This window comes from Nonomuraea sp. NPDC051298 (assembly GCF_055586305.1).
This window is the reverse complement of the sequence record NZ_JBVJIM010000006.1, coordinates 267,470-293,566: the sequence shown is the minus strand read 5'-3', so window position 1 is coordinate 293,566 and position 26,097 is coordinate 267,470. Positions and strand designations below refer to the sequence as shown.

Here is a 26,097-nt window from a genome sequence, read left to right as displayed (position 1 = left end):
CCCGGTCGCAGGACGGCGCAGGCGCCCGCTCCCCCGACGCGCGGGAGCGGGCGCCCTTGTGCTGCGGAGGGTCAGGCCGCGTTTTCCTCAGCCTGCCGGTTGAGCGTTTCGAGGTCGAAGACGCCCGACTTGACGGCCGTGGTGAACGCCTCCCAGTCACGGCGTGGAACGTCCAGCACCGCTTCCGGGTTGTCCACGTGGAACAGTTCCACGTGATCGTTGATGCGCCTCGCCGCGACGCGGACTGAGTCTGGTGTCATCAGCAGCACTCCTCTCGGTGTTGCGACCTCCACCCCGGCCACCCGTTCGCAGGAGGACCGGGGCGGTTGCGGGAAGCCTTCCATCCCGCCCGGCACCTCGGCCAGTGTGCTCCCCGCACCCGGGTGGAAAAAAGGCCACTCGCGGATGTCGATCTCTTGACCTCGGTGCAAGAATCGCCTCCCGCCACCGCGTTTCCCGATTCCACTTCCGCCGCCCAAGATCCACAAAGGTGCTGAGGCGACCAGCGGGACGGGTGAGTCGACGGGGATGTTAGAGACTTTCAAGTCAGAAGTTAGCGACGGAACGTAGCCTCCTCCCGAAAGAGGACACACCATTACCTAAGAGGACAAGACATGGACTTGACCCCCGAACGGACAAATGCCCTCGAAACGCGAAGCATCCGCATCACATAAGGCCGCAGACCGGCCGTTTTATCAGTGTTTCGAGCATCGCTGAAGCATTCCTACCCGTGGGGGCCCAAGTAACAAGGACCAACGTGTGGAGCGAGCTGCGGCTCACCTCCGTACCACGGCTCCACCTCTCGATCTCGTCCAGCCTCACCGCCCTGTCCATGATCACCGACGCCCTCGCCGACCGCCGCCGGGGCCTGCCCGAGCTGTGGCGGAGGGCGATCGGCTCGCGGGTCGGCCCGCTCGGTCACGAGGCCGTCCGTCCCCTGTCGGCCCCGGGCTCCCCGATCGCGCCGGACAGCCTCGTGCCGCGCTCCCCCGTCAGCGGCGACGTCTCCGTGCAGGCCCAGATCGGCCTGCTGTACGACCTCCCGCCCGAGGCCCTGGTCGCGGACCTGGAGCGAACGTTCGGCCCGGGACCGCCGCCGCCCCACTGGCGCGCGGCGGCCGAGCGGCCCGTCCGCTGGTTACGCGGCTACGCCGACGCGCTGGCCGGCGTCTGGAACACCACCGAACCGCTGTGGAGGCGGGCCCGGCCGCTGCTGGACAGGGAGGTCGAACGGGTCGGCGTGGCCACCGTGCGCGGCGGCCCCGAACTGCTGCTCGGCGCGCTCAGCGACCGCATCGTGCACGGCGAGCGCGGCCTGCTCGTCTCCGGCGGCGAGACGGGCACGTACGAGCTGGGCGACCGGAAGATCGTGCTGGTGCCGATGCCGGCCGGGCGCACCTCGCTCATCCTCGGCCTGGACGACCCCGAGGCCGTCTGGATCGCCTACCCCGTGCCGGGGCGGACTCGCTGTGGCGCAGACCGGTCGCGCCCGCCGTGGACGAGCTGTCGGCGCTCGTCGGCCCGGTCCGCGCCGACCTGCTCTGCGCGCTCGACCAGCCCATGACCATGTCCATGCCGACCACGGGCATGAGGATCGCGCCCAGCGGTCTCACGTACCACTGCGACCGGCTGCGGGACGGTCGGCTGATCACGAGGGAGCGCCGGGGGCGCGAGGTGTGGATCGCCCGTACCCACCGGGCCGAGGAGCTGCTGGAGCTGTTCCGGCACTGACGTGAGCGCCGGGCAGGCGCTGTGGGAAGCGCTGAGGAAGGGAGTCGGGCGTGCTGCTCAAGTTCCACGGCGACGCGTTGCGGGGGTGCGCGGCGGCGGCCAGGTCCGCCTCGGGCGCCTTCGCCGGGCTGACCTGCCCCGCCCTGGACGCCGCGGCGTACGCGAACGTGCCCGGCGTGGTGGGCATGAAGACCGGCGGTGGTTACCAGGGCTACTGAGCGACCGCTGGGCGACTACGTCACTTCACGGCAGGCGGCGCGTCCGGATGCTCGTCATGCCCCGCCGCCTCAGGGCCTCGCCCCGTCGGGGAACCCGGTCCAGCGCAGGTCGGCCGGGAGATGGCTCATGTCGTTGAACATCACGAGCGTCGGCGGCAGGCCGGTGCGGTAGTCGATGACCGTCAGCGCGGCGTTGGCGCTGTTCAGGCCGAGCCACCGGGATGGCGGCGCGTCCAGGGCGTGCCGTACCAGCCACGCGATCTGGTAGGCGTGCGTCACCAGGACCTCGTGAGTGTCGTTCCGGGCTCCCGCCGCGGCTGTTTCGGGGATCTTCGCGAACCGGTCGACCAGGGCCTCGGCGAGCTTGTGACCCGAGGCCGCCTCGGCGGCGTCGTAGCCGTCGAAGAACCCGGCCCAGGAGGCGGGCGTTTCCGCCGCCTGGGGAACGTAGGGCAGATGGTCGATGAGTTCGGCGGCCTCGGCGACGGGCGCGTTCCGCAGGTGCCGCGCGACTTCGTGCGCGCTGGCGGTGGCTCGCGGCAGCGGAGAGTGCCACACGGCGTCGACCGGCAGGCCGGCGAGCCGCTCGCCCAGCAGGCCCGCCTGCCTGCGACCGAGGTCGGTGAGGTTTCCGAACGCGTCGGCGGCGCCGTGGCGTGCCAGGTAGAGGTGTCGCGTGGTCATGAGCAGTTGGGGCGCGGCGCCCGCGTGGGCCCGCCTCCCGTCTCCTCCTTTCGAGCCCTGGGTGACGTGGGTGGGTGCGGCTCGGGGATGGCTCCCGTGCCGGAGAGACAGAGGATCGGTCACACACCGGCCGCCGTGACGGTGCCGGCGGCGCCGTCGATGGTGATGGTGCTGTCGTCGCGGAGCCTGCTCGTCGCGTTCGGGATGCCGAGGACCGCGGGGATGCCGTGCTCGCGAGCGACGATCGCAGCATGGGAGAGCGCGCCGCCGGTCTCGGTGACGACGCCGGCCGCGACGCGCAGCAGCGGCGTCCAGGCGGGGTCGGTGAAGGGGCAGACGAGGATGTCGCCCGGGTGCACGCGCGCGAAGTCGCCGGGACCGCGGACGATCCGCGCGGAGCCGGTCACGACCCCGCGGCTGCCCGGCGTTCCGGTCAGCGTGGGCGCGGCGGCCGAGACGTGACCGGCAGGCGAAGGCCACGCCGGGGCGGCGGCCGAGGCGTGACCGGCTGGCGAAGGCCAGGCCGGGGGTGCGGCGGTGACCGGCCGTGCCTGCAGGATCCAGGTACGTCCATCGGCGATCGCCCACTCGACGTCCTGCGCGCCACCGCGTACGGCGGCGATCTCCTTGCCCAGCCCGGCGAGCAGGGTGGCGGTCGCGTCGTCGATCGCCGGCCGGTCGCGGGCGTGGACGGGCACGTCGGACCTGACGAGCCGCCCGCCGCGCCGGTCGAGGCGGGTCCGTTTGCGCGCGACCGTACGGGTGACCGACCCGTCCTCGGCGACGAGGTAGGCGTCGGGGGTGACCGTGCCGCCGACGATGCTGGGGCCGAGCCCCCAGGACGCCTCGATGCGGACCGCGTCGTGCGGGTCCGCGGGGGTGAACATGACCCCGGACACCTCGGCGTCCAGATGGCGTTGCACGAGGACGGCCATGACGAGATCGGCGAAGGGCCGGTCACCGCTGCGGGAGGCGTCCCGGTAGTCGACGGCGCGGGAGGTGAACAGCGAGGCCCAGCAGGCGCGCAGGGCGTCGGTGACCGCGCCGGCTCCGCGCACGGCGAGAAAGCTGTCGTGCTGACCGGCCGCCGACGCCTGTCCGGTGTCCTCGTGGGCGGCGGATGATCTGACCGCGACGGGCGGATCACCGAGCGCGTCGAGCGCGCGTCCGAGCGCGTCGGTCAGGGTGGCGTCGACCGGGCGGGCCTCGATCGCCCACCGTACGGCGTCGAGACGGTCCGGCTCGCCGGCGAACCGCTCGAGGTCCAGGTCCCGGACGGCGTCGCGGTAGGCGGCGAACGGCACGACGAAGCCCTCGGGAACCGGCAGTCCCGCGCGAAGCAGCGCGCCGAGCGCACCGGCCTTGCCCCCGCACGTGTCGGTGGCGGCCGACATGAGGGGTACGATCATCCGCCCCGCCTTTCAACGAAAGATTGACAACAATTTGTTGATTGTGCATCATCGACAGCATGTCACGCAAGCAGGACACCACTCACACCGGGCGCACAGACCACGCCCAGGCCGACCGCGAGCACGACGCGAGCGAACGCCTTCTGCGCCTGGGCGCGGCCGCGCTCGACGCCCGCCCGTGGCGTCCCTCGCCGGCCCCGCCGACGGCGGTCGACCTCGTCCAGTTCGCCGTCTGGCGCAACGCCGACCTGAACCCGGATGACGTCCTGAGCGCGCTGGCCCTCCTGCCCGCCGCCCGCGCGGAGGTCGAAGGGCTGGAGTCCGCCCTGCTGTTCGTCGCCCGCAGCGCCGGGCTGACCTGGGCGCAGATGGCGACCGCGATGGGATTCAACTCCCCCCAGGCGTGCCAGCAGCACTACACCCGCCTGACCACGCGGCAGGACGCCGACTCGTGACCCGCGACTCCCCGTTCGACCTGCTGGTCCTGCACGCGGTGCGCATCCTGGGGTTCGCCGACGCCCCGGCGATCGCGCACCGGTACGGGCTCGATCCGGCCCAGACCGAAGAGTCGCTGCTCGACGCCGAGGCGCGCGGCTGGGCCGGGCACTCCGCCTTCGCCGACACCGCGGGCTGGTCGCTGACCGAACTGGGCAGGGCCGAGAACGAGCGCCGGCTCGCGGCCGAACTCGCCCGCGTCGGCGGCGCCGACGAGGTCCTCGACGTCTACCGCGAGTTCCTCCCGCTGAACGCCCTCCTGCTGCGAGCCTGTACCGACTGGCAGCTCCGGCCCACCGCCGGCGACCGGTTCGCCGCCAACGACCACGGCGATCCCGCCTGGGACGCCAGGGTCCTTCGCGAACTCGCCGGCATCTCCCGCGCGCTCACGCCACTGGCCGACCGGCTCGAGAGCGTCCTGAATCGGCTGGGCGGATACGACACCCGATTCGTCGCAGCCCTGGCCCGCGCCCAGGCGGGGGAGAACGCCTGGGTGGACCGCACCGACGTCGACTCCTGCCACCGCGTCTGGTTCCAGCTCCACGAGGACCTCATCGCCACGCTCGGCCTCGACCGGAACGCGCGACCTTGACCCGGCCGCCGGCGTACGTGACTCCGGGCGAGTCCGTGGCCAGGACCACCCCGCACCTGCTGAGCCGCCCGGCCTCGATCACCGGCTCGGCCGCTTGCGCCGGGTCGAGCACCGGCCCTTCTGGGATGAGCTGGAGCAGGCTGACGGGCACCGGCGTGGCCTGGGCCGTGGCGTAGCCGGGCTTGTCCAGCACGTCGGTGCCCGGCACGGCGTAGCGGCGGCCCTCCTGGGCGACCAGGTAGTACGACTGGACCGCGTCGAGCCGGGCAGCACGCCCGCCAGTACGGCGCCGCCGGGCGGGAGCCGTACGAGGTCGGTGGCGCGCCGGTGGCCACCGCGTCGGCCGCGTCGTCGAAGACGGCCTCGGGCAGCTCGTGTCCGCGCGGGCGCAGGTGCAGCAGTTCGCCGTCGTGGACGGCCAGCTCCGCGAGGGTCGCGTCGGGGGCGAACGGCGGCCCGCCGAGCCGCTGGAGCACCTACCCGCCGTGGGCCGGCCCCGCCTCGGCCAGCCCCTCGCCGGCGATGCGCAGCAGGGTCGGCAGCAGGTTGCCCAGCGGGAGGTCCGGAGGCAGGCCCAGGTCCAGGAAGCCGCGCGGGGTCACGACGGTGACCCGGCACAGGCCGGTTCCGGTGGCGCTCGCTCGGACGAGCGTATGGATCGGGCACCGAATACGGCGGGCGAAAAGCATCTAGGAATTTTGAAATATCGCCTATATCCCTATGTAAGCGGCTTTTATGAGGCGGTGAGCGGCAGCCTGATCGTGGTTCGCAGGCCGGAGCGGCGTCAACCGCCGGAGCCTCCGGGTGGAGGGGTGCTCCTCGAGCCACCGCCGGAGATCCCCGAGACGGTCACGGGCGGCGGGATGACACAGTTGCTCACGTACCTGCCCGTGACCGCGGGGGCGGGGGCGATGGCGCTGATGTTCACCGGCGGCAGCGCGAGCAATCCGATCATGCTGGTCTCCGGCGGCCTGTTCGCGGTCTCCATGATCGGCATGAGCGTGGGCCAGATGGCGCGTGCCGCGGGCGAGCGCAAGAGCCGGCTCAACGGTCGGCGCCGCGACTACTACCGCTACCTGGAGCAGGTGCGCGAGCGCGTACGGAAGGCCGCCGCGCAGCCGCGCCCGGTCAGGAACCGGCTGCGGGCGCCGATCGGGCTCGGGGCCGACAGGCGGCCGGTCGAGCAGGACATCAAGGAGGCGGCCCAGGGCGGGATGGGCCCGCACGGGCTGGTGGTCGGCGCGACCGGTTCCGGCAAGTCGGAGCTGCTGCGCACGCCGCCGCCGAAGGAGCCCGCCGCGCTCGACCGGCTCCTGCCCCGCATCGAGGCCACGCCCCGGCACGGACTCACGGCGGCGGGCACGGCCCAGGAGCGGCCAGGACGGCTGCACGTCGTGGCGGGGATCGTGGACAGCCCGTTCGATCGGCGGCGGGACCCGTACTGGTTGGACCTGTCGGGCGCGGCGGGCAACGTCGCCATCGTGGGGGCGCCGCAGACCGGCAAGAGCACGCTGATCACCTCGCTCGCGCTCACCCACACCCCGAGGGAGGTGCAGTTCTACTGCCTGGACTTCGGCGGCGGCACGCTGTCGGCGCTGTCCGGGCTGCCGCACGTCGGCGGCGTGGCGGTCCGCTTGGACGCCGACGCGGTACGCAGGACCGTCGCCGAGGTCAGGACGCTGCTGGAGCGGCGCGAACGGCTGTTCGTGGAGCGTGGGATCGACTCCATGGCCATCTACCGCAGGATGGTCGCCGCGGGCGTCTACGAGGGCGACGGCCGGGGCGACGTGTTCCTGGTGGTGGACGGGTGGGCCACGCTGCGCCAGGAGTACGAGCAGCTCGAACCCGACCTCGGCGACCTCGTCACGCGCGGGCTGGGCTTCGGCGTCCATGTCGTCGGCACCGCCAACCGGTGGCTGGAGTTCAGGGCGCGGCCCCGGGCGGGACGGTGCCGGTCCCGGGCACCGTCCCGCCCGTCGCGGGAGGGGCGGGTGACCCCACCGGTCCTGATGGGCCCGTTCGCCCCGGCTCAGGTGCCCCAGCGGCGGACGTTGGCCTGCTCCGCCTCCCGCCTGATCGCGGTCGCGTCGTTCAGCGCGGGCCCGAACCGCTGCATGGTGTCGCCCATGGTGACCACGGCCTGGTTCCACTGCCGCTTGGCGTCGAGGTAGACGCCCTTGGCGAAGCCTTCCCAGGTCTCCAGGACCTTGAGGTCGGCCTCGAGGTCGGCCAGCTCGCCGACGAGGTTGGCGTACGCGCGGGCGGGCCGGTTGCGGATCTGCTCGATGTTGCCGACGGCGAGCTGCGCGCGGTCCGCGGCGCTGTGCACGTCGGGTGGGTCCGCGGCCGCGCCGGGCCCGGCCGCCGGGAGCACCGAGGTGACCGCCTGCAGTCGTTCGACGTGCCTCCCGGCTCTCGGCCGAGGAGCGTACGGGTGGGCCCGGTCACTTCGAAAAGCCGCGAAGTGTCGCGACGGTGGTCAGGTGGGGGTGTGCACGACGGGGTCGGCGACGTCGTGGGCGCGCAGGTGGCCGCACATGCCCCACCGCTCGCGCGGCGGGCTCTCCATCAGGGCGGACCCGAGGAGGTGAGCGCCGTCGCCCTGTTCGAGGGCGTCGAGGACGCCCGCGGTGCGGCGGGTCTCCTCGGCGACCGTGCTCTCCCAGATCGCGCGCCACCGGGCGGTATTGGGCCTGACCAGCGCGACGGCGCTGTCGTAGAAGGCCCGCACCGCGTCAGGGCCGCCCTCGGCCAGCCGCAGGAAGCCCGCCACGGCCAGGTCGCGCCTGCGCAGGACCGCCTCCTCGACGCCGGTGCCGGGCAGCGTCGCGGCCGCCCGGTAGCGGACGGGGTCGGCCACCACCTCCGGCGGGAACGTCATGACGGCGTCGCCCGCCTCGGGCAGGCCCGCGTTCGACATCACAACCACCACCTCCAGGCCGCCCCCGTTGACGGCGCGGTGGATGGTGCCGGGGGTGAACCACACGGTCGAGCCGGGGCCGAGCGGCGTCTCGCGCAGGCCGTGCACGTCGAGGGTCTGCAGCGTGCCGCGTCCCGCGACCACGACGTACGCCTCCGTCGAGGCCGTGTGCAGGTGCGGCGTGCCGCCCTCCAGGCCGTCGGCGCACGCGGCCCCCGAGTAGACGGTCAGCCCGCTGACCGACGTGCCGCCGGGGAAGGTCATGCCAGCGCCTCCCGTCCCCGCTCGGCCAGCCGCGCGGTGCCGTCCTCGCCCCGGTCGCCGTCGGCGATCACGACCGCGTACCGGAAGCGCAGGGTCTCGCCGTCCGGCAGCGGCACCTCCTCGCTGAAGAACGGCGCCGGGCAGAGGCAGGCGAAGTTCTCGCTGCGCGCGAACCACTGCGGCGGGTGCCGGGGGTTGGCGGTGTCGTCCACCATGACGATCGTCGAGTGGCCGCCGCTCTCGTCGTGCCGGCCGCGGAAGCCGAACCACTCGGCCCGCGTGCCGCGCAGCTCGTCGCCGCCCGCCCCGTCCGGCGACAGGATCGCGCCACCGGTGAACGAGCGCGGCCCGCGCCAGAACAGGCCGCCGTACCCGGCGTTCTCGCGGCCCTTGGTGGTCGGGGAGCCGAAGTCGATCGTGGCGCCGGACACGTTGGTCAGCTCGGTCTCGAACCGCAGCGCCCAGGTGGCGTCGTCGACGATCGTGGCCGTCAGGTCCCGCCGCTCCTCGATGACGGGCGCGCCGGCCTGCGAGGTCCAGCCGAGCGTGTGCCCGATCGCGACCCGGCCGCCGTCGGCCGTCAGCGTGGTCAGGTCGCGGTGCGTGGCGCTGCCGTTGTTGTCGAGCTGCCGGTACCGCCCCTCCCCGTACGTCGGCCCGCCCCAGAAGTTGTGCTCGCCCACGTGCGGCAGCGACCAGGCGATGCCCTTGTGCCAGACGTGGTCGTGCGGCCGGTACAGCGACACCAGCGCGCCGCCGAGCGTGCGGACCGGGTGCAGGTACGGCTTCGGCGACTCCAGCACCGGCGTGTCCGGGCGGTAGACGTAGGCGAACAGCTCGACGTCGCCCGCCGTGACGGCGATCGAGCGGCCGAGCGCGTGGGTGGCCTGCAGGGTCACGGGTTCCTCCAAGGGGCGCCCGTGCCGTCCATCCGCCGGGCGAACGGGCTGTCTGCGGTGATCTGCCCGGCCCGTACGCGCTCGCCGGTGAAGGCGGAGGCGTACAGGGCGGCGATGAACTCCATCGTGCGCCGGGCGTCCGCGGTGGTGACCGGCGGTGTCTGGCCCCGGTCGAGCGCGTCGAGCACGGCCGCGAGCCAGTCGCCGTGGCCGCTGGTCCCCTCGCCGCGCTCCGCGCCCCACAGCGTCTTGACCTGCTCCTGGCCCGGGGCCGGGGTGACGGTCCAGTCGTCGTCGGTGTAGCCGTACACGTGCTCGACCTCGACCGTGGCGCGCTCGTAGTCGAAGCGCAGCTCGGACGTCTCACGCGGCGAGACGACGGAGTTCACCACCGTGGCCACCGCGCCGCTCTCGAACGTCACCAGTGCCATCGACACGTCCTCGGTGTCCACCGGGCGGGCTTGGCGGGCGGCCACGGCCGTGACCTCGCTCCACGGGCCGAGCACCGACAGCAGCAGGTCGAACTGGTGGATGCCGTGCCCCATCGTGGGCCCGCCGCCCTCCGACTCCCACGTGCCGCGCCACGGCACCGCGTAGTAGGCGTCGTCGCGGTACCACTGGGTCAGGCACGTGGCCAGCAGCGGGCGGCCCAGCTCACCGGAGTCCTGCAGGCGGCGCAGCCGGGCGGCGGCGGCCCCGAAGCGGTGCTGCAGGACGGTCGCGACGTGCGCGCCCGTCCTGTGCTCGGCCTCGATCAGGGTGTCCAGCTCGGCCAGGGAGAGCGTGGGCGGCTTCTCCACCAGCGCCGTCACCCCGGCCTCCAGGCACGCCAGCGCGAGGGGAGCGTGCAGGCGGGGCGGGGTGCACAGGTGGGCCGTGTCCGGCCGCTGCTCGCGCAGCAGCTCCTCGGCTCCGGCGTAGGCGTGCGGGACGCCGTACCTGTCGGCGAACTCGCGCGCCCGCCCGGCGTCCACGTCGGCCACGGCCACCAGCTCGGCCCGGCCGCCGGACCTCTCGACGGCCTGCGCGTGCGCGTGCGCGATCCCTCCGGTGCCGATGATGGCGGCCCGGTACGCACGCGCCTCGCCTGGCGCGTTCACACGGGACTCCTCGACGGGATCATCAGTGCCTCCTGCGGGGTGAACGCGTTGGGAAAGCGCATTCCGCAGGTTCGCACGCCGTCGCGCGAGCGTCAAGCACGTCGCGACGCGGCGTGGACGAATCCCTGAGGGCCCGCGCTCCGGCGCGCCTCCGGAACGCGGGCCTGCCTCTCAGCTCAGGGAGGATCGATCTGACGGGATCGGCGGGTCAGCGGGAGAACGCCTGGAACTCGGCCGCCCTGACCTGGTCGCGCTGCGGGCTGGCCGTGGCGCAGTCGGTCGCCGAGTTCGGGTCGTTGTCCTGCTCACCGGCGAACAGGGGGTTGCCGGTGCACTGGGTGGTGAGCGTGCGGAGCATCAGGTGGGTGGCGTTCGTGTCCCGCACGTCGAACGACTTGACGAGCATGTCCGCGCCCCGCGGACGCGGCAGCGTGGCGTCGAAGGCGTTCGACGGGCTGGTGTAGATCTTCTTGAACGCCGCGGGGTCGGCGCAGTTCGCGCTGCACGCCAGCACCTCGAAGGAGCGCAGGCTGGAGAAGCGGTTCTGGCCACCGGGGTCGGCCGGGTCGCCGACACTCGGCCGCAGCATCGCGCTCACCTGGACCCTGCCGACCCTGACCGGCTGGTCGCCCGCCAGGTCCACCACCACCGACTTGCCCGCGGGGGCGCCGGTGAGCGAGGCCCAGTTCGTGGCCTCGGTCTCGTCGATCAGCTTGGCCTGGTTGACGCCGTCGCCGGCCGCCGTCGCCCCGTTCGCCGCCGCGGCGTGGTTGCGCGGCAGGGCCAGCGGGAGCGGCAGCTCGACACCCGGGACGACCGCGTACTTCAGCCGCCGGTGGCCGAAGCCGGCTCCCGCGACCACGAAGTCGTACAGGCCGGGGGTCATCTGCACCGTGTCGCCCAACGGCGTCGCCGGGTCGGTGTCGGCGACGGGCACCGCGCGGCCCTCGTAGTCGCCCACGTACAGCCGCAGCGCGGCGTCCTTCGCCTCGCCCAGGGGCTTGAGCTGGAGTGAGCCGTTCTTGCCTGACGGGTTGACGAAGCTCGGGGTCGGGTCGGGGTCGCTCGCGCCCCGGCTGACCGCGCCCTCGCCGAGACCGTGCTCGGCGAACGCGCGCCAGATGATGTCCTGGTTCGTGCCGCCGAAGCGGATCGCGTCGGCCGCCAGCAGCGCGTCACGGTGGTCGACGTAGCTGACCGAGCCCGTGGCCATCAGCAGCAGCGCGTCGAACGAGAGCTGCACCCAGCGCCGGTTCCCCGGGCACTTGTCCACCGCGGTCTCACCCTCGGCGCACGCCTTCTGCTGCTTGGCCGTGCCCTGGCCGTACCGCTTGATGAAGGCCGCGCGCACGTCGAACTGCGTGGCCGACCAGATCTCCCCGTCCGCGTGCGACTGCGTGCCGACGATGTCGTAGCCGAGATCGCTGTAGTTGAGCGGCGACTTCGACATGTCGTAGTTGCGGATGCCGCGCGTCTGGTCGCCGGTGACGTAGCCGCCGGTCACGTACGGGGTCTGGCCCGAGGGGCGGAAGCCGTTCTCGAAGAGGTACTCCATGGCGAACAGGTCGGAGGTGCTCTCGTTCATGGCCGGGGGCTGCGACTGGAAGCCGTTCCAGCCGGCGTTCGGCCCGGCGACCATGCGGCCGGAGATGGCGTGCGTGTACTCGTGGCCGATGACCGACATGTCATAGTCGCCGTCCACGCAGGGCGCGTAGAACGAGCCCGCGATCGGCTGCCACAGGTACATGTTGGTGATCGGCGCGACCCCGTCGGGGCCGGTGATCTGGTTGGCGTTGTCGCGTACCGACAGGACCCGGGCGCCGGCCTGCGCGTTGCCCTGCTCGGGGTCGTTGCCGAGCCCGCCGCGCCCGCCGTTGTCGGCCTGCATGTTCCAGGCGGTCTCGGTGAAGCCGAGCCGGTACGACCAGTCGTGCATGCGGTTGTGCATCGCGTTCAGGTTGGCGATGGCGGCCTCGAGGTCGTTCTCACCGGGCTGGTCGAACACGGCCGGGTCGCACTTGGACTCGTACCAGGTGTTCTTCCAGGGGTAGGCGTAGTTCCTGCTCGGCGTGAGCACGTTGGACCGGGTGCCGACGCTGAACGCGTCGCCGCTGGCCCGGTTCTCGAAGGTCCTGGCCGCGTTGCCGAGGCTGGAGTCCGTGGGCTCGTTCGTGGTGTGGTCGACGTCCCACGCCTTGCCGGTCGCCGGGTCGCCGCCGGTGACCAGGTCGCAGCCGTCGCCGGGCGCGGGGCACCAGGTCTGGCGGGTGTCCTTGGAGGAGTAGTCGTCGCGCGGGTTCGCCGGGAAGACCGACCACTGCGGGTTCTCCGGCTCGAAGTGGTCGACGAGGTTCTCCCGCGTGATGATGGCGCCACTGACCGCGTCCACGTGCGTGGTGTAGCCCACCTCGGCGCCCTGCTGGCCGCCGATCAGGACGACCTGGTACGCGCTGTGCACCCCGTCGGGCGCGGGCACCGCCACCGGCGTCGCCTGCTTGGTGACCGCCGTGGCCAGGTCGATGCCGCCGTCCCTGGCCGCGATCTCCATGGCCTGCTGCGCGGTCAGCGCGGCGGCCGGGGGCGCGGCCGTCTGGCGCGACAGCGAGGAGGTCACGTGCCTGACCTGGCCGTCGGACACGCCGGCCGAGACGAGCCCGTCCACGCCGGCCGGCAGGTCGCCGAACCGCTGCCGCAGCAGGACCGCGTGGCCCGAGCCGATGGGGTTGACCGCGACGGTCTCCAGCGCGTCCACGGCCTGCGCCGAGAGCCCGAAGACGGCCTCGCTCGCCTTGAGGTAGCCCTTCGCCGCCTGGACGGGGTCGGAGCCGAGGCCCTCGGCGAGGGGTTGCGCGCTGATGACGGTGGCCGGGGTGCCCAGCTCGTTCCAGCGGATCTCGGCGCCGGGGGCGGCGGCGCGCCGCTCGGCCGCCGCCGGGGGCGGCACCCGGCCCTGCCGGTTGTCCAGGTCGGGCTTGCCGTGGCCGTCTTCCTGGAGGTCGTGGATCGGTGGGGCCTGCCCGGCGGGTTCGCCCAGGGCCACCCCCGCGAGGGGAAGAACCGACGCGGTCAGCGCCGTGACGATGAGTGTGCTGCGTAACCAGGACGTGGTCGACACGTATCCCTCCTGCGTGTCAGGGATGCGCAGGTTTCGCGCATCTTCGCAAGAGTTAACATCGCCACCCGGAACTGACAAGATCTTGTAAAAGCAGAAATATCAGCGTATGGACCGGTTGAAAGTGCGGGACAGGCGGCCGGCGCCTCGACAGACCCGAAGAGTCGTTTCAAAGACGACCGTCCCTTATGTGGAATGAGGGGTTTGTCTGTCGTGCCCGGCTCAGTTCCCGCACTGATCATTCAACCGGTGCCCCGTCTGCACCGGCAACCGGTTTTCACCTGGCGGCGAAGACGGAGGCGTAGACCGGCCGGCCGTGCTCGGTGACCACCTGCCCGGCCAGCCCGTCACCCGTGAGCGTGGACAGCCGCAGGTCGAGGTAGCGCTCCTCCTCGACCATCCGCACGTCGCCGGCGGACGCGGGCAGCCACGAGGCCACCTCCGCCAGCCGGGCCGCCCGGTCGCGCGCCAGCTCGGCCCGCAGCTCCGCCAGGCTCCCCGCGTCGTACGCCGCCACCTCCCCCGGACCGGGCTCCGCCTGCCAGGCGGCCACGCCGTACGCGAAGCACACCAGCGCCGTCCACAGCTCGGCGAAGTACGCCGCGTCGGGCGCCAGCTCCAGCCCCGCGAACCGGTCACGGACGAAGAACAGCGCCCCGAGCTGCCCCGGCATCAGCTCCAACCGGCTCTGGAACTGGGTCAGCGTGGCCCGCCTGCGCGACAGGATCTGCTCCAGGTGACCCCGGGAGGGCAGCCCGTACGCTCGGTTGAGTTCGCTGATGTCCGGCCAGAGCTTGGCGTAGTCGTGCCGCCCGCGCAGCGCCATCGCCCTGGCCCGCAGCTCCAGCGGCAGCACGAAGAACCACTGGTCGCGGCCCTCCAGGTAGCCGCCCTGCCCCGACTGCACGCAGCAGGCGTCGTCGAAGCGCCTGGTCTGCCCCGCGCCGAGCAGCGCGGAGGAGCACAGGGCGTGGTTCTGGGCCGCGTCCTGGATGTAGCCGAGGTGCAGCGGCACGATCGCCACGCCCTCGCGGGCGCCGTTGAGCAGTTCCACCTGGCCGTAGCCGACGACCCGCTTGAGCTTGAGCCCGGAGCGGGGCGGCACGATGCCGGGACGGGCCGGGCCGTGGAGCGGCACCATGGTCAGCGCTCCTGCGCGCTGGGGGGTGCCGGCCCGGTAGCCGTTCAGGTCGAGCGATTCGGGCAGGATGGTGGCCAGGCTGGTCATGTGCGTCCTCCTTCCAGCCGGGCGAGTGTCGTCGTACGGATCCAGTCGCGCCCGGCCGCGCAGTGGCCGAACATCCACGGCAGCAGCCCGGCGAAGTCGTCCTGGTGCCAGAACGGCTGCCGGGGCAGCGCGGGCGCGGGGTCGCGCAGGGTCAGGTCGTCGCCCCTGGTGAAGGCCGCCAGGCACACCACCACGGGCGTGCCGACCCCGGCGCGCGGCAGCGTGGCCGCGACCCTGGCCAGGTCGCCCGGCAGGTGGTTCTCGTAGCCGTCGGTGACGACCACCGCCAGGTCGGGGCCCGTGGCGAGCGCGTCGAGCAGGGCGCCCGCCAGGTCGGCCGAGCCCGCGGGGGCGTGGGCAGGTCCGCCGGTCTCGACGACCGTGAGCCGCCCGCAGACCCGCTCCAGCACCAGCCGCAGCGCGGTGGCCTGCGACATCAGGGCCCACTCGCGCTCGCCGTAGCCGCGCATGGAGCCGGACGTGTCGAGCACCACGGCCACGTGCGCGGGCAGGCGGGGCAGCCCGCTCGCCGCCTCCGTCACGTATCCCGCCAGCGCCGGACGCAGCTCGGCGGCCGGTCCGCCCTGGTGGAGGTGGACCAGCGTGGCGGCGATGTCGCCCCGGTTGGTGGGGGTGACGATCGGCGGGTGCTCCCTGACCGGGTCGATCGGGGCGGGCGGCTCCTGCGGGGCGGCCACGCCGTACGTGCCGGGCGCGTAGAGCGCGCGCAACCGCTCGACGGCCACGGCCGGGTCGGCCGTGAAGCGCAGCAGGCTCCTGCGCAGGCGGGCCGAGCCGGTGTCGCCCTCGGCGACCAGCCGGGCGCACCCGCGCGCGGTCGCCTTGCCGAGCGCGTGCTCGAAGCAGTCGGCCAGCGCCCGGCGGCGGGCCTCGATGAGCGCGTCGGCCTGCGGGTGCTCCAGCACGAACGCGACGACGGCCCGGGTGACGTGCTTGTGGTTGACCCGCAGCCGGCGCAGCGCCAGCAGCGTCGTGATGGCGTACGCGGGCGGCAGGCCGAACATGAGCGCCCTGGTGACCTTGGCCAGGATGGCCCGGGTGGCGTCGTCGAGACCGTCGTGCGTGGCGGCCAGCGTGTGCAGCAGCACCCGGGCGCGCTGCCACGGGAGCACACCGGGCACCAGCGCGAGCAGCGCGTAACCCTCGGGGTCGCTCCGCTGGGCGCTCCGGTGGAGCTCCGCGTCGTCCCAGACCGGCTCGCCATCCCTGGACAGAACCAGCGGGACATCATGAGTCCGGAAATGTTGGAGAAGAGTGGGAATTTCCACAAGCTGAAAGTCTAGAAATCTTCCCGGCGGAGCGACACCGATTTTCGGCGCCTGCCGAGATTCGCTCAGGACGCGATGACCGCAGGCCCGAATGCCGGGAAATACGAATTACCCGGCGGCGAAATCCGGCCCCCGTCAGGCCGTCACCCTTCGGGTCACGGCCTGACGTCCAGCCAGACGAGGCGGTGATCGGAGCTGGGGAACGGGAAGACGCCGGTCAACCTGGACAGCGGGTCGGCCTGCGGCGGCCAGAAGACCCCGCCGCCCGCGGCCCGCAGCCGCTTGGACGGCAGCACGTAGTCGGCACGGAGATTGCCGGGCGCGGTGTCGGCGAAGTCGGCCGTGTCGTACTTCGGGTCGCCGCGGTGGGCGGCGTTGGCACCGCCCTGGAGCGTCGCCGCCTCGGCCGCGCCCGCGCTCGACGGCGCGTGCCGGCCGTCGATCTTCGGGTGGTCGAGGAGCTGGTGGATCGCGTTCTGGTAGCTGTCGCCGTCGTTCGGGTCGGCGTTCTGGTCACCGGCGATCACGAAGGCCGCCCCCGGCTCCAGCCCGCCGCGCCTGCCCCGGTCGTCGTAGAGGTAGCCGCCCCGGCCCGGCTGGGTGTAGTCGGCCCAGAGCCGGATCTCGTCGTGGTTGCGCCGTCCGTTGCGGTCCTCCGCGCCGTCGAACGTGGGCGGCGTCGGATGGCTGACCAGGAAGTGCACGGTACGGTGACCGACGCGTACGGGCAGGTCCCAGTGGCTCTTGGAGGACAGGCGGACCTCCCGCAGTTCCTCGGCCGAGTACCAGTCGCCCGGCTCCGGCGTGGCGGGGTCGTCGGGCAGCGCGGCCCCGGGCATGTCCTTCCACCGGAACTTCTGGAACGTGCGCACCTCGCGCGGGTCGATCGGGTACTTCGAGTAGACGACCATCCCGTACTGCCCGGGGAAGGCCCCGAACCCGAACGCGTCGTCCCCGTAGCCCGCCGCGCCCGGCGTGGTCACCACGTTGCCGTCGTTGTTGAGGTCGAGGCCCGAGGCGAGGCCGGTGTTGCTGGGCGCGGTGAAGCGGTACCGGTACTCGATCGGCCGCGCGCCGCCCTGGCCGACCGACAGGTAGTTGTCCTGGAAGAGGCGGGCGGCCGTGCCCGCGGCGTCGAAGTCGAACTCGTTGACGAGCAGCACGTCGGGGCGCGCCCGCTGGACGATCTCGGCGATGACCTTGGCCTGGGTGTTGCCCGTGGTGGACAGGTCGGCGACCAACTGGCCGTCCGCGCCCCGGTTGAGCGAGGCGTTGAAGGTGGCGAACCTGACCTGGCCCGTGGCCTGCGCCTGGGCCGGGAAGGAGGTCAGAGCCGCCGCCGCCACGACGACGGCCAGGACACTGCGGAAGATCATGGTGCTCTCCTGACTCGGGCCCGTGACGCGGGCCCGCGGCCGGATCATGGCACCTTGCGGCGGAGACGCACCACTACGTCCCGGTGAACACTTCCCTCAGCGCAGCGCCGCCGCCTCGCCCTCCTGCTCAACCGGGGCGGGGACGGCGCGCGTCCGCGCCTGGGGCGCGACCCGGTCCGCCCAGGTCGCCACGACCTCCTCCAGGCGCGGGAACTCCGACTCCAGGAAGGCCAGGCCGGGCGTGGGCACGGTCGCGCCCAGTTCCACCAGCAGCGGGCGCAGGTGCACCTCCACCGCCAGCGCGTGCCGGGCGTCGCCCATGACCAGCAGCGGCAGCGCCGTGGTCCCCGCCAGCGCCTGCGGGCGCAGCCGGTCGAGGAACGCCTTGAGCAGCCCGGTGTAGGTGCCCTTGTAGGTCGGGCTGGCCACCACCAGCACGCTCGCCTCCGAGACCAGCTCCAGCGCCACCTCCACGCCGGGGTGCGAGCCGGGCGCGAGCAGGTGCGGCCCGAGCGCCGACAGGTCCACCACGTCGTACGCCTCCCCCGGCGCACCGGGCGGCTCCGCGGCCCCGAGCGCCGCGGAGCCGTTCCCGGCCGCCTTGACCCCGGCGTCCCTGTCCGCGCCGGACACGGTGGCGCCGGAGGGCCGGAGCCCAAGCCGGTGGCCGATCGCGTGGGCCGCCTCGACGGCCACGGTCAGCGTCCTGGAGCCCTCACGGGGGTTGCCGACCAGTGCGACGACGCTCATCGTGCCACCGCCGCCGCGCCGCGCGCCCAGCCGAGGGCGCGCTGCCTCCACGTCTTCACGTGGCCGGGCACGGTCTCCTCCTCCGTCTCGATGACGAGCGCGAGGTCGCCCTCCGCCTCGTCGTCCGGCAGGTCGTACCAGTGGACGTCGCCCTCGCGCTCGTCCGCCGCCGGGTACCGGCGTGTCGTCTCAGCCATGGGAGGCCGCCACCTTCCGTTCGGAGGGCACTTCCGCGACCTCCATCGCGACGGCCCGCCGCCGTCCCTGGGGGATCGCCTCGTCGAGGTCGCGCGTGACGAGGACGATGGTCTTACCGGTGTGCTGCGGGACGCGGGCGAGGGTCTCCTGCAGCCTCTCGCGCGTCCGCACGTCCAGCCCGGCGAACGTCGTCCGACAGCAGCACACCGGGGTCGAGGGCAGGGCCGCGGACCGGCGGGCGACGCCGGGCGGCACGGTGACCGCGTCGCCCGGCCCGCTCCGCAGGCTGAGGTGGAGGCCCTGGCTCATGCGTACGAAACTACGAGCCCCTCGACCTAAAGTCAACATTTCCTACATGAGATACAGAGAATTGTGCACCGCTAGTGTCGTCCCCGTAACGCAGACGACCGTCGAGGGAGCCGTTCCGATGATCTTCATCACCGCGAAGTTCCGCATCCTGCCCGAGCACGCCGACCGCTGGCCCGAGATCGCCTCCGGGTTCACCGCCGCGACTCGGGCCGAGCCGGGCTGCCTGTGGTTCGACTGGTCGCGCAGCCTCGACGACCCGAACGAGTACGTCCTGGTGGAGGCGTTCCGAGACGGCGAGGCGGGGGCGGCGCACGTACAGTCGGCGCACTTCAGGCAGGCCCAGCAGACGTTGCCGCCCTACCTCGCGCAGACGCCCCGCATCGTCAACACCACCGTCGCCCAGGACGACTGGTCCGAGCTGGGCGAGATGGCCGTCCCCGAGCGCGGCTGACCGACCCGCGCCCGCGCGCCGAACGGGCTCGGCGCCCGTCACCGATTCCCGTTCTGGCAAACACGTGTCGGACGATCTCTCCGGTGTGCTTGACTCCCGCCTGGCAACCACACCCTCTGGGAGAGTTCATGGGGGAGTTCGTGGGAATCGACCCCTGTGGGGCACAAGTCCTGATCCTCCGGCTGGAGGCGGGCGAGGGATTCCTGAGCAGGACACGGTCAGGGCTCGACGCGGCGATCGCGGAGGCGGGGCCCGACTGGGCCGGACACCAGGGCAGCACGGCCCTGCACCGGGCCATGGCGTTCTTCCATGAGTCCCGGCAGGACCTGAGGTGGCGCGTCGACACGGTCGAGCAGCTCGTGCCGGTGCGTGAGAGGGGCCTGCTCACGGCGGACTTCCCCTTCGCCACCGAGGCCGAGGCCCGCAAGTCCGCCGAAACCGCCGCGACCTCCCTCCGTGCGACTGCCGGAGACGCCGCCCCCGAAGACGCGGCCCTCGAAGACGCGGACCTTGGAGGCACCGACCTTGGAGACACGGCCCTTGGAGACACGGATCTCGAAGGCAGGGGCGAGCCGGGCGGTCCGGCGCGGGTGCGGGCGGACTTGGCGAGCCAGGTGGGCGATCCCGCCTTCGCCGCGACCCTGCTGGCGGCGCTCGGCCCGGACGTGGTCACCCGCCTCCTCGTCGCCGGGGAGCGGGTGATCGCCGAGGCGTTCGCCGGAGCGGAATGCACCGGCCGACTCGGCGACGAGTGGTACGCACTGATGGACGACGCCCCCGCCACGGCCCTGACCAGCCTGGTGACCCTGGCCACGCAGTCGGGAACGTTCCTCGACCGGGTGGCGGTCGCCCTGCTGGGCCGTACGCCGGAGCCGGGCTGGAGCCCACGCGACCTGGTCGTGGCGTACGACGGCCGCCCGCTGGCGTTCCAGCAACTGCTGGCCGACCACCCACGCGAGGCCCGCGTGCTGCTGGAGGCCGCCACCGGCGATCCCGCGAGCGAGCGTGCGCTCCGCGAGGCGCTGGCACCGGGCACCGGCGCCGACGGCCTGCGGGCGCGGGCGCTGACCAACCTCCGCACGATGGACCCGGCCCCATGGACCGAGCCACCCGCCGGACCACAGGTCGATCCCCGGACCGTCGAGAGGGCCGCCCAGAAGGCCACCCAGAATTCCGGCCCGCGGGTCGGCCCGCAGATGGGGGACGGCTGAGCATGCACGACAGGCACCGGCTGCTCCGCGAGGCGGCGGAGAAGGAGTCGCTCGCCGCCGCCTTCACCCGCTACGCGCGCGGCCTGCCGGACGCGTTCGACGGCATCCCTACGCGCCCGTCCGACTGCGAGTCCTTCTGGCGCGGTCTGGCCGCGCAACGCTTCCTCACCCAGGTCCTGCGGCTGCGCGGGGAGATGGACGATCTGGCGGACTCGTGCCTGGCCACCGCCGAGAACCTGCGCCACCGCGCCAGGCTCCTGCGCGAACAGGCCGTGTCGGAACAGGCGCGAGAACAGGCGCGGGAACAGGCGCGGGAACAGGTGGCGGAGCAGCACGCGCCCGCCTCGGACGACACCCCCTGGGCCAGATAGCCCGGCACCTCGGAACCCGCGAGCGGCGGCCTCCCACCCTTCGATCACCGCAAGTAGCCGCAAGCGGCTTGCGGCCCAGCCGCAAGAATTTGAGGTATCGCCGAAAGTAGTTCACAGGCCCTTGTGGAGCGGTGTGCGGTCGGCCTACTGTCGCCTCACCCCCCAAGAGAAACGAGCACGCATGCCTCGAACCCTCACCGCGGCGCTGCTGGCCGCCGCGCTGGCCTGCGGCCTCACCGCCCCGGCCACGGCCGACTCGGCCGAACCCGCCGTCACCACCGCTTCGGGCGGCTCCGGCGCGCCCACCACGGGCGGCTCGCATGGGACCGCTCCAGTCGTGACGCGGGCGGCCCTGAACCCCGCGCTGGTCGCGGGCCGAGGCGCCGACGTGCCCTTCCTGGAGCAGGAGGCGGAGAACGCCGCCACCAACGGCACGGTGATCGGGCCCGACCGCAGCGCGTACACGCTGCCCGCGGAGGCGTCCGGGCGCAAGGCCGTCAGGCTGACCCCGGGCCAGTACGTGGAGTTCACGCTGCCGTCCAGGGCCAACGCCGTCACCGTGCGCTACAGCATCCCCGACGCGCCCGGCGGTGGCGGCATCACCGCGCCGCTCGACGTCACGGTCAACGGCCGGGGCCGTACCACGATGACGCTGACCTCCGAGTACGCGTGGCTGTACAACCAGTACCCCTTCTCCAACGACCCCGGCGCGGACCTGCTGCACCCCGACTGGTGGATCACCGAGTGCTCGTGCGTGCCGAACGCCACCACTCCCCCGCCGGTGATCTCCAAGCCGTTCCGGCCCAGCCACTTCTACGACGAGCAGCGCCTGCTGCTCGGCCGTACGTACCGGGCGGGTGACCGGGTGCGGCTGACCGTGCCGGCCGCGTCGAAGGCCGCCTGGACGGTCGTCGACCTGCTCGACTCCGAGCTGGTCGGGCCGCCGAAGGTCGAGGCAGGGGCGGCCGACGTGCTGGCGTTCGGCGCCGACCCGACCGGGCGGCGCGACTCCGCCGGGGCGATCGACAAGGCCATCGCGTACGCCAAGCGCAAGCGGCTCAAGGTGTACCTCCCGCCGGGGACGTACCAGGTGAACCGGCACATCATCGTGGACGACGTGACCATCACCGGGGCCGGGAACTGGTACACGATCGTCAAGGGCCGCGAGGTCGCGCTGCCGAGCCCGGCCCCCGACGGCTCGGTGCACACGGGCGTCGGCTTCTACGGCCGGACGGCGGCCGAGGGCGGCAGCCGCAACGTGCACCTGTCGGACTTCGCGATCGAGGGCGACGTACGGGAGCGCATCGACACCGACCAGGTCAACGGCGTCGGCGGCGCGATGAGCGACTCGACCATCGAACGCCTGCACATCCGCCACACCAAGGTCGGCATGTGGTTCGACGGCCCCATGACGAACGTGCGCATCACCGGCAACGTCATCGTCGACCAGATCGCCGACGCGCTCAACTTCCACACCGGCGTCACGGACTCGCTCGTCGCGCACAACTTCATCCGCAACACCGGCGACGACGCGCTGGCCATGTGGTCGGAGAAGAGCGCGAACTCCGGCAACACGTTCGACCACAACACCGTCCAGACGCCCGTGCTGGCCAACGGCATCGCCGTCTACGGCGGCGCGGACAACACGATCTCCAACAACCTGATCGCCGACCCGATCAGGGAGGGCAGCGCGCTCCAGGTGGGCTCCCGCTTCGGCGCCGTACCGTTCACGGGGCGGCTGGACATCACCGGGAACACCACGGTGCGGTCCGGGACGTACGAGCTGAACTGGAACATCGGGCTGGGGGCGATCTGGTTCTACGCGCTGGAGAAGGACATCTCCGCCGACATCCGGGTCACCGGGAACGACTTCCTCGACAACACCTACAACGCGATCATGCTGGTCAGCGAGTGGTCGGTGAAGGACCTGTACTCGATCACGAACGTGCGCTTCAAGGACATCCGGGTGGACGGGACCGGCACCTCGGTGGTGAGCGCGCGGGTGAAGGGCTCGGCCACCTTCGAGAACGTGGACGCGCGGAACGTGGGCGCGGTGGGGGTCAACAACTGCGGGTCGTTCGGGTTCCCGTCCACGGGGTCGGAGTTCTCGCTGACCGACGGTGGCGAGAACGACGGCGGGTGGCTGGCGCCGTGGCTGCTCCCGAACACGATCACCTGCGACGACCGCCCGCCGGTCGTCCCGCCCCCAGCTCCGTCTCCCTGGTAGCCCTGGTAACAGGCCCGAGCCCCCGCCGCCCGCCTCCCTGCGCGGCGGCGGGGTCAGGGCAGCGGCGGGAAGAGGTCGCGGAAGTTGCGGACGAGAGGGTTCGGATCGTCCGTACGCCAGGTCACGTCCAGGGTGACGACCCTGGTGGCGGGCGACAGGGGACGGAAGACCACGTCGCCGCGCCGCAGCCGGGCCACCGACTCAGGGACGATCGACACCCCCATGCCCGCCGCCACCAGTCCCACGATGGTCTGCATCTGCACGGCCTCCTGGACGACCCGCGGCTCGAACCCGGCCGCCCGCGCCACGCCGACGATCTGGTCGTACAGGGCGGAGCCCAGGCGGCGGGGGAACATCACGAACGGCTCCCCCGCCAGCTCCGACGTCGGCAGCGGCGCGCGGGCGGCGAGGGGATGGCCGGTCGGCAGGGCGGCGAGCAGCAGCTCACGCGCCACCGTACGGGTGGAGAGCACCTCGGCGGCGGGCCCGGCGAGCGGCGCGTGCAGCAGGCCCACGTCGAGCAGCCCCTCCCGCAGCTCCTCGGCCTGCTGCGCGCTGGTCCGCTCGCGCAGCTCCACCTGGACGCCCGGGTAGCGGGCGCGGAAGCGGCGCAGGACCCTCGGCAGGGTGAGGTTGGTGGCCGACCCGACGAACCCGATCGCCAGCCGCCCCTCCTCTCCCCTGCCCGCCCGCCTGGCCGCCTCGGCCGCCAGCGCGGCGTGCGCCAGCGCGGTACGGGCCTGCGCCACGAACGCCTCACCGGCCGGAGTGACCCGTACCTGCCTGGTCGTACGCTCGAACAGCCGCACGCCCAGCTCCTCCTCCAGCTTGCCGATCTGCTGGCTGAACGGCGGCTGCCGCACGCCCTCGCGCTGGGCCGCACGGCCGAAGTTCAGCTCGTCGGCGAGCGCGACGGCGTAGCGGAGCTGCTGGAGATTCATAGGGGCTGTATATCAATGCCCGCCGACTCATCCCGGCGTCAACAGCCCGTGGCGGAGCCCCGCTGGTGGTTCCGCGGACGAGTTCGGAGCCGGTGGAGCCTAGAAGGTCACCAGGAACTCGTAGCAGTTCAGCATCCAGACCAGCAGCCAGAGTGTGACGGCCGGGAGCCGCATCAGCCCCCGCCCGCTTCCGTCAGCAGGCACCCGATACCACAACGCCTTCCCTCGACGGCGGTGTCATCCCCCAGTCTGCGTCCATGAACCCGGTCGCGCGCACACCGCCGTCTTACCCGTTGACGGGCTTGCCCAGCGCGCTGCCGGCCAGCCAGTCCTCCCACGACTTGGCCCATGGCGTCGGCCCGTTGCCGAAGCGCAGTTTTCTCGACGTTCCGGAAACCTCAATGATGTCGCCCCGCTGGGTGAACTCGTAGAACCAGCGGGCGTCGGCCGAGCTGGCGTTCACGCAGCCGTGGCTGACGTTGGAGTTGCCCTGCGCGCCGGTCGACCAGGGCGCGGCGTGGAAGAACGTGCCGCTGTAGGTCATGCGGACGTTCCACTTCGTGGGGATGCGGTACTCGCCCGGCTCCCCGATCGTGGCCGAGTCCATGACGATGTCGGCCGCCTTCTCCTGCGCGATCATGACGCCGGAGTAGCTGTCGTCGCCCGGCTTGCCCAGGCTGACCGGGATGGTCTTGACGACCCGGCCGTTCTCGCGGACGACCGCCTCGTGGGCGGTGGCGCTGACCTTGGTGATGTGCTCGTCCCCGACGGTGAAGGTCAGGCTGCGGTCCTTCGTCCCCCACAGCCCTGAGCCGGCGCGCAGGCCGGCCAGGTGCGCCACGACCGTGACCTTCTCGCCGACCGGCCAGTATTCGCGCGGCCTGAACTGGACCTCGCGGTCGCTCACCCAGCTCCACGCGCCCTCGACCGGCTGCGACATGCGCACCTCCAGCGACCGCTCGACCGCCGCCCGGTCCTTCCCGGCGGTGATCGGCTGGGACAGCAGGAGTTGCACGGGCATCCCGACGCCGACCTTCTCGCCGTCCAGGGGCGCCATGCCGCTCTCCAGCACCCGCGCAGGCTTGAGCGTGGTGAACGTGGCGCGGCCCGCCACCTGCTTGCCGTCGGTGCCGGTGGCCTGCGCGCTGACCGTGTACGTGGTCGAGGGGCGCAACGGCCACCGGGGCCGCCACAGGCCGTCCGCGGCGACCGCGCCCGTCACGGCGCGGCCCTTGGCGTCGGCCACGGCCACCTTCGTGACCTGGCCGCCGGTGGCCTTGACACTGATCCCGGCGTCGGGCGCGACCTTCTTCGTCCCGTCGGCGGGTGTGATCGACAGCTTCGCGACCGGGGCCCGTGCCTGCGGCGGCCCGCTCGGAGCCCCGGGGACGCCGCCGCCCGAGGTGCAGCCGGCGGTGACGGCCAGCGCCGCCGCCAAGGTGCTCACGAGTGTTCTGGTGGTCCGGCCTTTCCCCATCGCCGATGCCTCCAGTGCCCGACATGTTGATAATCCTCCACATTAGTCCGTTTCTGGCGATCCGGCGGACACCTGCCCGGATTGAGCCCGCCCATGCGGGCACGGCGCGCGCGGCGCGAGTCAATGATCTTGATCTGGTGTTCGGCGGACCACAATCATGGGCCGGTGGACTACTACCTGATCGCCGCGAGGGCGGGCGATCGCAACCCCTCAGGGCTCCTGGTGGAGGAGTTCGTCCTCTGCGACGACTACACGGCGGCCGGAATCGACGGCGCCGAGTGGAGAACGGAGAACGGGGCCTGGTCCGCCTCCGCGGAGCTGAGCCGGGCCATCCGAGCCGACACCGCGCTGCGTGGCCGGGTGACCCCGGTGAGCAGACAGGAGGCGAGCGACGCCTTCGCGCACCTCGGGGGCGGTGTGCTGCCGGAGGAGGCCGGGCTGCGCACCCTCTTCCAGGAGCGCCGCCACCTGCCGACCACGGCCCCGCTCAACCTGGGACGCAGTACGGGCTCCCGGCGCTACCGCATCCTGTTCGCCGGGGAACTCGGCGCCGACGGCCTGGCCAACGCGCGTACGGCGCTGCGGCTGGAGCCGACCGGCGACCCCCGCGTGGTCGGCACGGCCTCGGCCAACGCCGGCGGGCACGGCTTCACCTGGGAGCTGCGCCGCATCGGCGCGGGCATCGCCTGGTGCGTGGACGTGACCGCCCGGCTCGGCTCGGGCCCGGCCACCGCGCTCGGGGCCCTGCTGCACCACCACCGCCAGGCGGTACGCGAGCAGGGCCTCATCCCGGTCACCGTGGAGCGCTTCGCCTGATCCGCCACCAGAGATATCGGCCGATGAGT

The 26,097-nt window shown here is 72.7% G+C and carries 27 protein-coding genes and 1 pseudogene; 11 read left to right on the top strand and 17 right to left on the bottom strand.

The window, feature by feature from the left end; translation table 11 throughout:
* Positions 1–71: 71 nt before the first annotated feature.
* Complete coding sequence (locus ACZ6S0_RS20915) at positions 72–260, bottom strand: hypothetical protein (RefSeq protein ID WP_465919997.1); 189 nt, start codon at positions 258–260, stop codon at positions 72–74.
* Positions 261–757: 497 nt separating this feature from the next.
* Here ACZ6S0_RS20915 and ACZ6S0_RS20910 point away from each other — a divergent pair, with 497 nt between their 5' ends.
* From ACZ6S0_RS20910 to ACZ6S0_RS20900, 3 genes are read left to right on the top strand one after another with little or no spacing between them, the layout of a single operon-like run.
* Complete coding sequence (locus tag ACZ6S0_RS20910; RefSeq protein ID WP_465919993.1) at positions 758–1,564, top strand: hypothetical protein; 807 nt, start codon at positions 758–760, stop codon at positions 1,562–1,564.
* A 2-nt stretch (positions 1,565–1,566) separates the two neighbouring features.
* Positions 1,567–1,731, top strand: coding sequence for a hypothetical protein (locus ACZ6S0_RS20905; protein ID WP_465919990.1), 165 nt, complete (start codon positions 1,567–1,569; stop codon positions 1,729–1,731).
* A gap of 50 nt (positions 1,732–1,781) precedes the next feature.
* On the top strand, positions 1,782–1,949 hold the full coding sequence (locus tag ACZ6S0_RS20900) for a hypothetical protein (protein ID WP_465919987.1): 168 nt from the start codon (positions 1,782–1,784) through the stop codon (positions 1,947–1,949).
* Positions 1,950–2,018: 69 nt separating this feature from the next.
* Here ACZ6S0_RS20900 and ACZ6S0_RS20895 read toward each other — a convergent pair whose 3' ends face one another.
* Both ACZ6S0_RS20895 and ACZ6S0_RS20890 read right to left on the bottom strand, forming a co-directional pair.
* Positions 2,019–2,633 carry a histidine phosphatase family protein gene (locus tag ACZ6S0_RS20895; protein ID WP_465919984.1) on the bottom strand — a complete coding sequence of 205 codons (615 nt, stop codon included), beginning with the start codon at positions 2,631–2,633 and terminating at the stop codon, positions 2,019–2,021.
* A 119-nt stretch (positions 2,634–2,752) separates the two neighbouring features.
* The gene (locus ACZ6S0_RS20890) at positions 2,753–4,042 is read right to left on the bottom strand and encodes a PEP/pyruvate-binding domain-containing protein (RefSeq protein ID WP_465919981.1); all 1,290 of its coding nucleotides are present in this window, start codon (positions 4,040–4,042) and stop codon (positions 2,753–2,755) included.
* 59 nt (positions 4,043–4,101) lie between these two features.
* Here ACZ6S0_RS20890 and ACZ6S0_RS20885 point away from each other — a divergent pair, with 59 nt between their 5' ends.
* Together ACZ6S0_RS20885 and ACZ6S0_RS20880 are read left to right on the top strand one after the other, a co-directional pair.
* Entirely contained in the window at positions 4,102–4,497 is a 396-nt protein-coding gene (locus tag ACZ6S0_RS20885) for a DNA-binding protein (RefSeq protein ID WP_465919978.1), read from the top strand.
* Positions 4,494–5,129 carry a transcriptional regulator gene (locus tag ACZ6S0_RS20880; protein WP_465919974.1) on the top strand — a complete coding sequence of 212 codons (636 nt, stop codon included), beginning with the start codon at positions 4,494–4,496 and terminating at the stop codon, positions 5,127–5,129. Before ACZ6S0_RS20885 ends, ACZ6S0_RS20880 begins: the two co-directional genes overlap by 4 nt.
* Here ACZ6S0_RS20880 and ACZ6S0_RS20875 read toward each other — a convergent pair.
* Together ACZ6S0_RS20875 and ACZ6S0_RS20870 are read right to left on the bottom strand one after the other, a co-directional pair.
* Positions 5,089–5,376, bottom strand: a pseudogene (locus ACZ6S0_RS20875) (type VII secretion protein EccB); the annotation flags it as partial. The gene ACZ6S0_RS20880 and the pseudogene ACZ6S0_RS20875 sit on opposite strands and share 41 nt — an antisense overlap.
* 229 nt (positions 5,377–5,605) lie before the next feature.
* The gene (locus ACZ6S0_RS20870; protein WP_465919971.1) at positions 5,606–5,818 is read right to left on the bottom strand and encodes an EsaB/YukD family protein; all 213 of its coding nucleotides are present in this window, start codon (positions 5,816–5,818) and stop codon (positions 5,606–5,608) included.
* 123 nt (positions 5,819–5,941) lie between these two features.
* On the opposite strand from ACZ6S0_RS20870, the gene ACZ6S0_RS20865 reads away from it, so the two are divergent.
* Positions 5,942–7,300: an FtsK/SpoIIIE domain-containing protein gene (locus ACZ6S0_RS20865; RefSeq protein WP_465919969.1), complete on the top strand. Its 1,359-nt coding sequence runs from the start codon at positions 5,942–5,944 to the stop codon at positions 7,298–7,300.
* A gap of 308 nt (positions 7,301–7,608) precedes the next feature.
* On the opposite strand, the gene ACZ6S0_RS20860 is transcribed toward ACZ6S0_RS20865, so the two are convergent.
* The 10 genes from ACZ6S0_RS20860 to ACZ6S0_RS20815 form a co-directional block, all read right to left on the bottom strand.
* Complete coding sequence (locus ACZ6S0_RS20860) at positions 7,609–8,313, bottom strand: cupin domain-containing protein (protein ID WP_465919965.1); 705 nt, start codon at positions 8,311–8,313, stop codon at positions 7,609–7,611.
* Complete coding sequence (locus ACZ6S0_RS20855; RefSeq protein WP_465919962.1) at positions 8,310–9,212, bottom strand: DUF6807 domain-containing protein; 903 nt, start codon at positions 9,210–9,212, stop codon at positions 8,310–8,312. Before ACZ6S0_RS20855 ends, ACZ6S0_RS20860 begins: the two co-directional genes overlap by 4 nt.
* A complete protein-coding gene (locus ACZ6S0_RS20850; protein ID WP_465919958.1) occupies positions 9,209–10,312 on the bottom strand; it encodes a Gfo/Idh/MocA family protein in 1,104 nt (367 codons plus the stop codon). Before ACZ6S0_RS20850 ends, ACZ6S0_RS20855 begins: the two co-directional genes overlap by 4 nt.
* A gap of 208 nt (positions 10,313–10,520) precedes the next feature.
* Complete coding sequence (locus ACZ6S0_RS20845) at positions 10,521–13,427, bottom strand: M36 family metallopeptidase (RefSeq protein WP_465919956.1); 2,907 nt, start codon at positions 13,425–13,427, stop codon at positions 10,521–10,523.
* A gap of 274 nt (positions 13,428–13,701) precedes the next feature.
* The gene (locus ACZ6S0_RS20840) at positions 13,702–14,652 is read right to left on the bottom strand and encodes an ARPP-1 family domain-containing protein (RefSeq protein WP_465919952.1); all 951 of its coding nucleotides are present in this window, start codon (positions 14,650–14,652) and stop codon (positions 13,702–13,704) included.
* On the bottom strand, positions 14,649–15,941 hold the full coding sequence (locus ACZ6S0_RS20835) for a hypothetical protein (RefSeq protein ID WP_465919948.1): 1,293 nt from the start codon (positions 15,939–15,941) through the stop codon (positions 14,649–14,651). Before ACZ6S0_RS20835 ends, ACZ6S0_RS20840 begins: the two co-directional genes overlap by 4 nt.
* 155 nt (positions 15,942–16,096) lie before the next feature.
* Positions 16,097–17,317: an endonuclease/exonuclease/phosphatase family protein gene (locus ACZ6S0_RS20830; RefSeq protein ID WP_465919946.1), complete on the bottom strand. Its 1,221-nt coding sequence runs from the start codon at positions 17,315–17,317 to the stop codon at positions 16,097–16,099.
* Positions 17,318–17,413: 96 nt separating this feature from the next.
* Positions 17,414–18,067: an NADPH-dependent FMN reductase gene (locus ACZ6S0_RS20825; protein WP_465919942.1), complete on the bottom strand. Its 654-nt coding sequence runs from the start codon at positions 18,065–18,067 to the stop codon at positions 17,414–17,416.
* A complete protein-coding gene (locus tag ACZ6S0_RS20820) occupies positions 18,064–18,264 on the bottom strand; it encodes a hypothetical protein (protein WP_465919940.1) in 201 nt (66 codons plus the stop codon). Before ACZ6S0_RS20820 ends, ACZ6S0_RS20825 begins: the two co-directional genes overlap by 4 nt.
* Positions 18,257–18,574 (bottom strand): hypothetical protein, encoded by a 318-nt coding sequence (locus ACZ6S0_RS20815; protein ID WP_465919939.1) that lies wholly within the window; start codon positions 18,572–18,574, stop codon positions 18,257–18,259. The genes ACZ6S0_RS20820 and ACZ6S0_RS20815 overlap by 8 nt, the downstream gene beginning before the upstream one ends.
* Before the next feature lie 118 nt (positions 18,575–18,692).
* Here ACZ6S0_RS20815 and ACZ6S0_RS20810 point away from each other — a divergent pair, with 118 nt between their 5' ends.
* The 4 genes from ACZ6S0_RS20810 to ACZ6S0_RS20795 all read left to right on the top strand — a co-directional run bounded on the left by ACZ6S0_RS20810 (position 18,693) and on the right by ACZ6S0_RS20795 (position 22,834).
* Entirely contained in the window at positions 18,693–19,025 is a 333-nt protein-coding gene (locus ACZ6S0_RS20810) for a putative quinol monooxygenase (RefSeq protein ID WP_465919936.1), read from the top strand.
* A 128-nt stretch (positions 19,026–19,153) separates the two neighbouring features.
* Positions 19,154–20,236 (top strand): hypothetical protein, encoded by a 1,083-nt coding sequence (locus tag ACZ6S0_RS20805; protein ID WP_465919933.1) that lies wholly within the window; start codon positions 19,154–19,156, stop codon positions 20,234–20,236.
* A gap of 2 nt (positions 20,237–20,238) precedes the next feature.
* The gene (locus ACZ6S0_RS20800; protein WP_465919929.1) at positions 20,239–20,607 is read left to right on the top strand and encodes a hypothetical protein; all 369 of its coding nucleotides are present in this window, start codon (positions 20,239–20,241) and stop codon (positions 20,605–20,607) included.
* Positions 20,608–20,788: 181 nt separating this feature from the next.
* The gene (locus ACZ6S0_RS20795) at positions 20,789–22,834 is read left to right on the top strand and encodes a glycosyl hydrolase family 28-related protein (RefSeq protein WP_465919926.1); all 2,046 of its coding nucleotides are present in this window, start codon (positions 20,789–20,791) and stop codon (positions 22,832–22,834) included.
* Between the two features lie 53 nt (positions 22,835–22,887).
* On the opposite strand, the gene ACZ6S0_RS20790 is transcribed toward ACZ6S0_RS20795, so the two are convergent.
* The gene (locus ACZ6S0_RS20790; RefSeq protein ID WP_465919923.1) at positions 22,888–23,775 is read right to left on the bottom strand and encodes a LysR family transcriptional regulator; all 888 of its coding nucleotides are present in this window, start codon (positions 23,773–23,775) and stop codon (positions 22,888–22,890) included.
* Positions 23,776–24,061: 286 nt separating this feature from the next.
* Positions 24,062–25,222: a L,D-transpeptidase gene (locus ACZ6S0_RS20785; protein ID WP_465919920.1), complete on the bottom strand. Its 1,161-nt coding sequence runs from the start codon at positions 25,220–25,222 to the stop codon at positions 24,062–24,064.
* Positions 25,223–25,417: 195 nt separating this feature from the next.
* On the opposite strand from ACZ6S0_RS20785, the gene ACZ6S0_RS20780 reads away from it, so the two are divergent.
* Positions 25,418–26,068, top strand: coding sequence for a hypothetical protein (locus tag ACZ6S0_RS20780; protein ID WP_465919917.1), 651 nt, complete (start codon positions 25,418–25,420; stop codon positions 26,066–26,068).
* Positions 26,069–26,097: the final 29 nt, after the last annotated feature.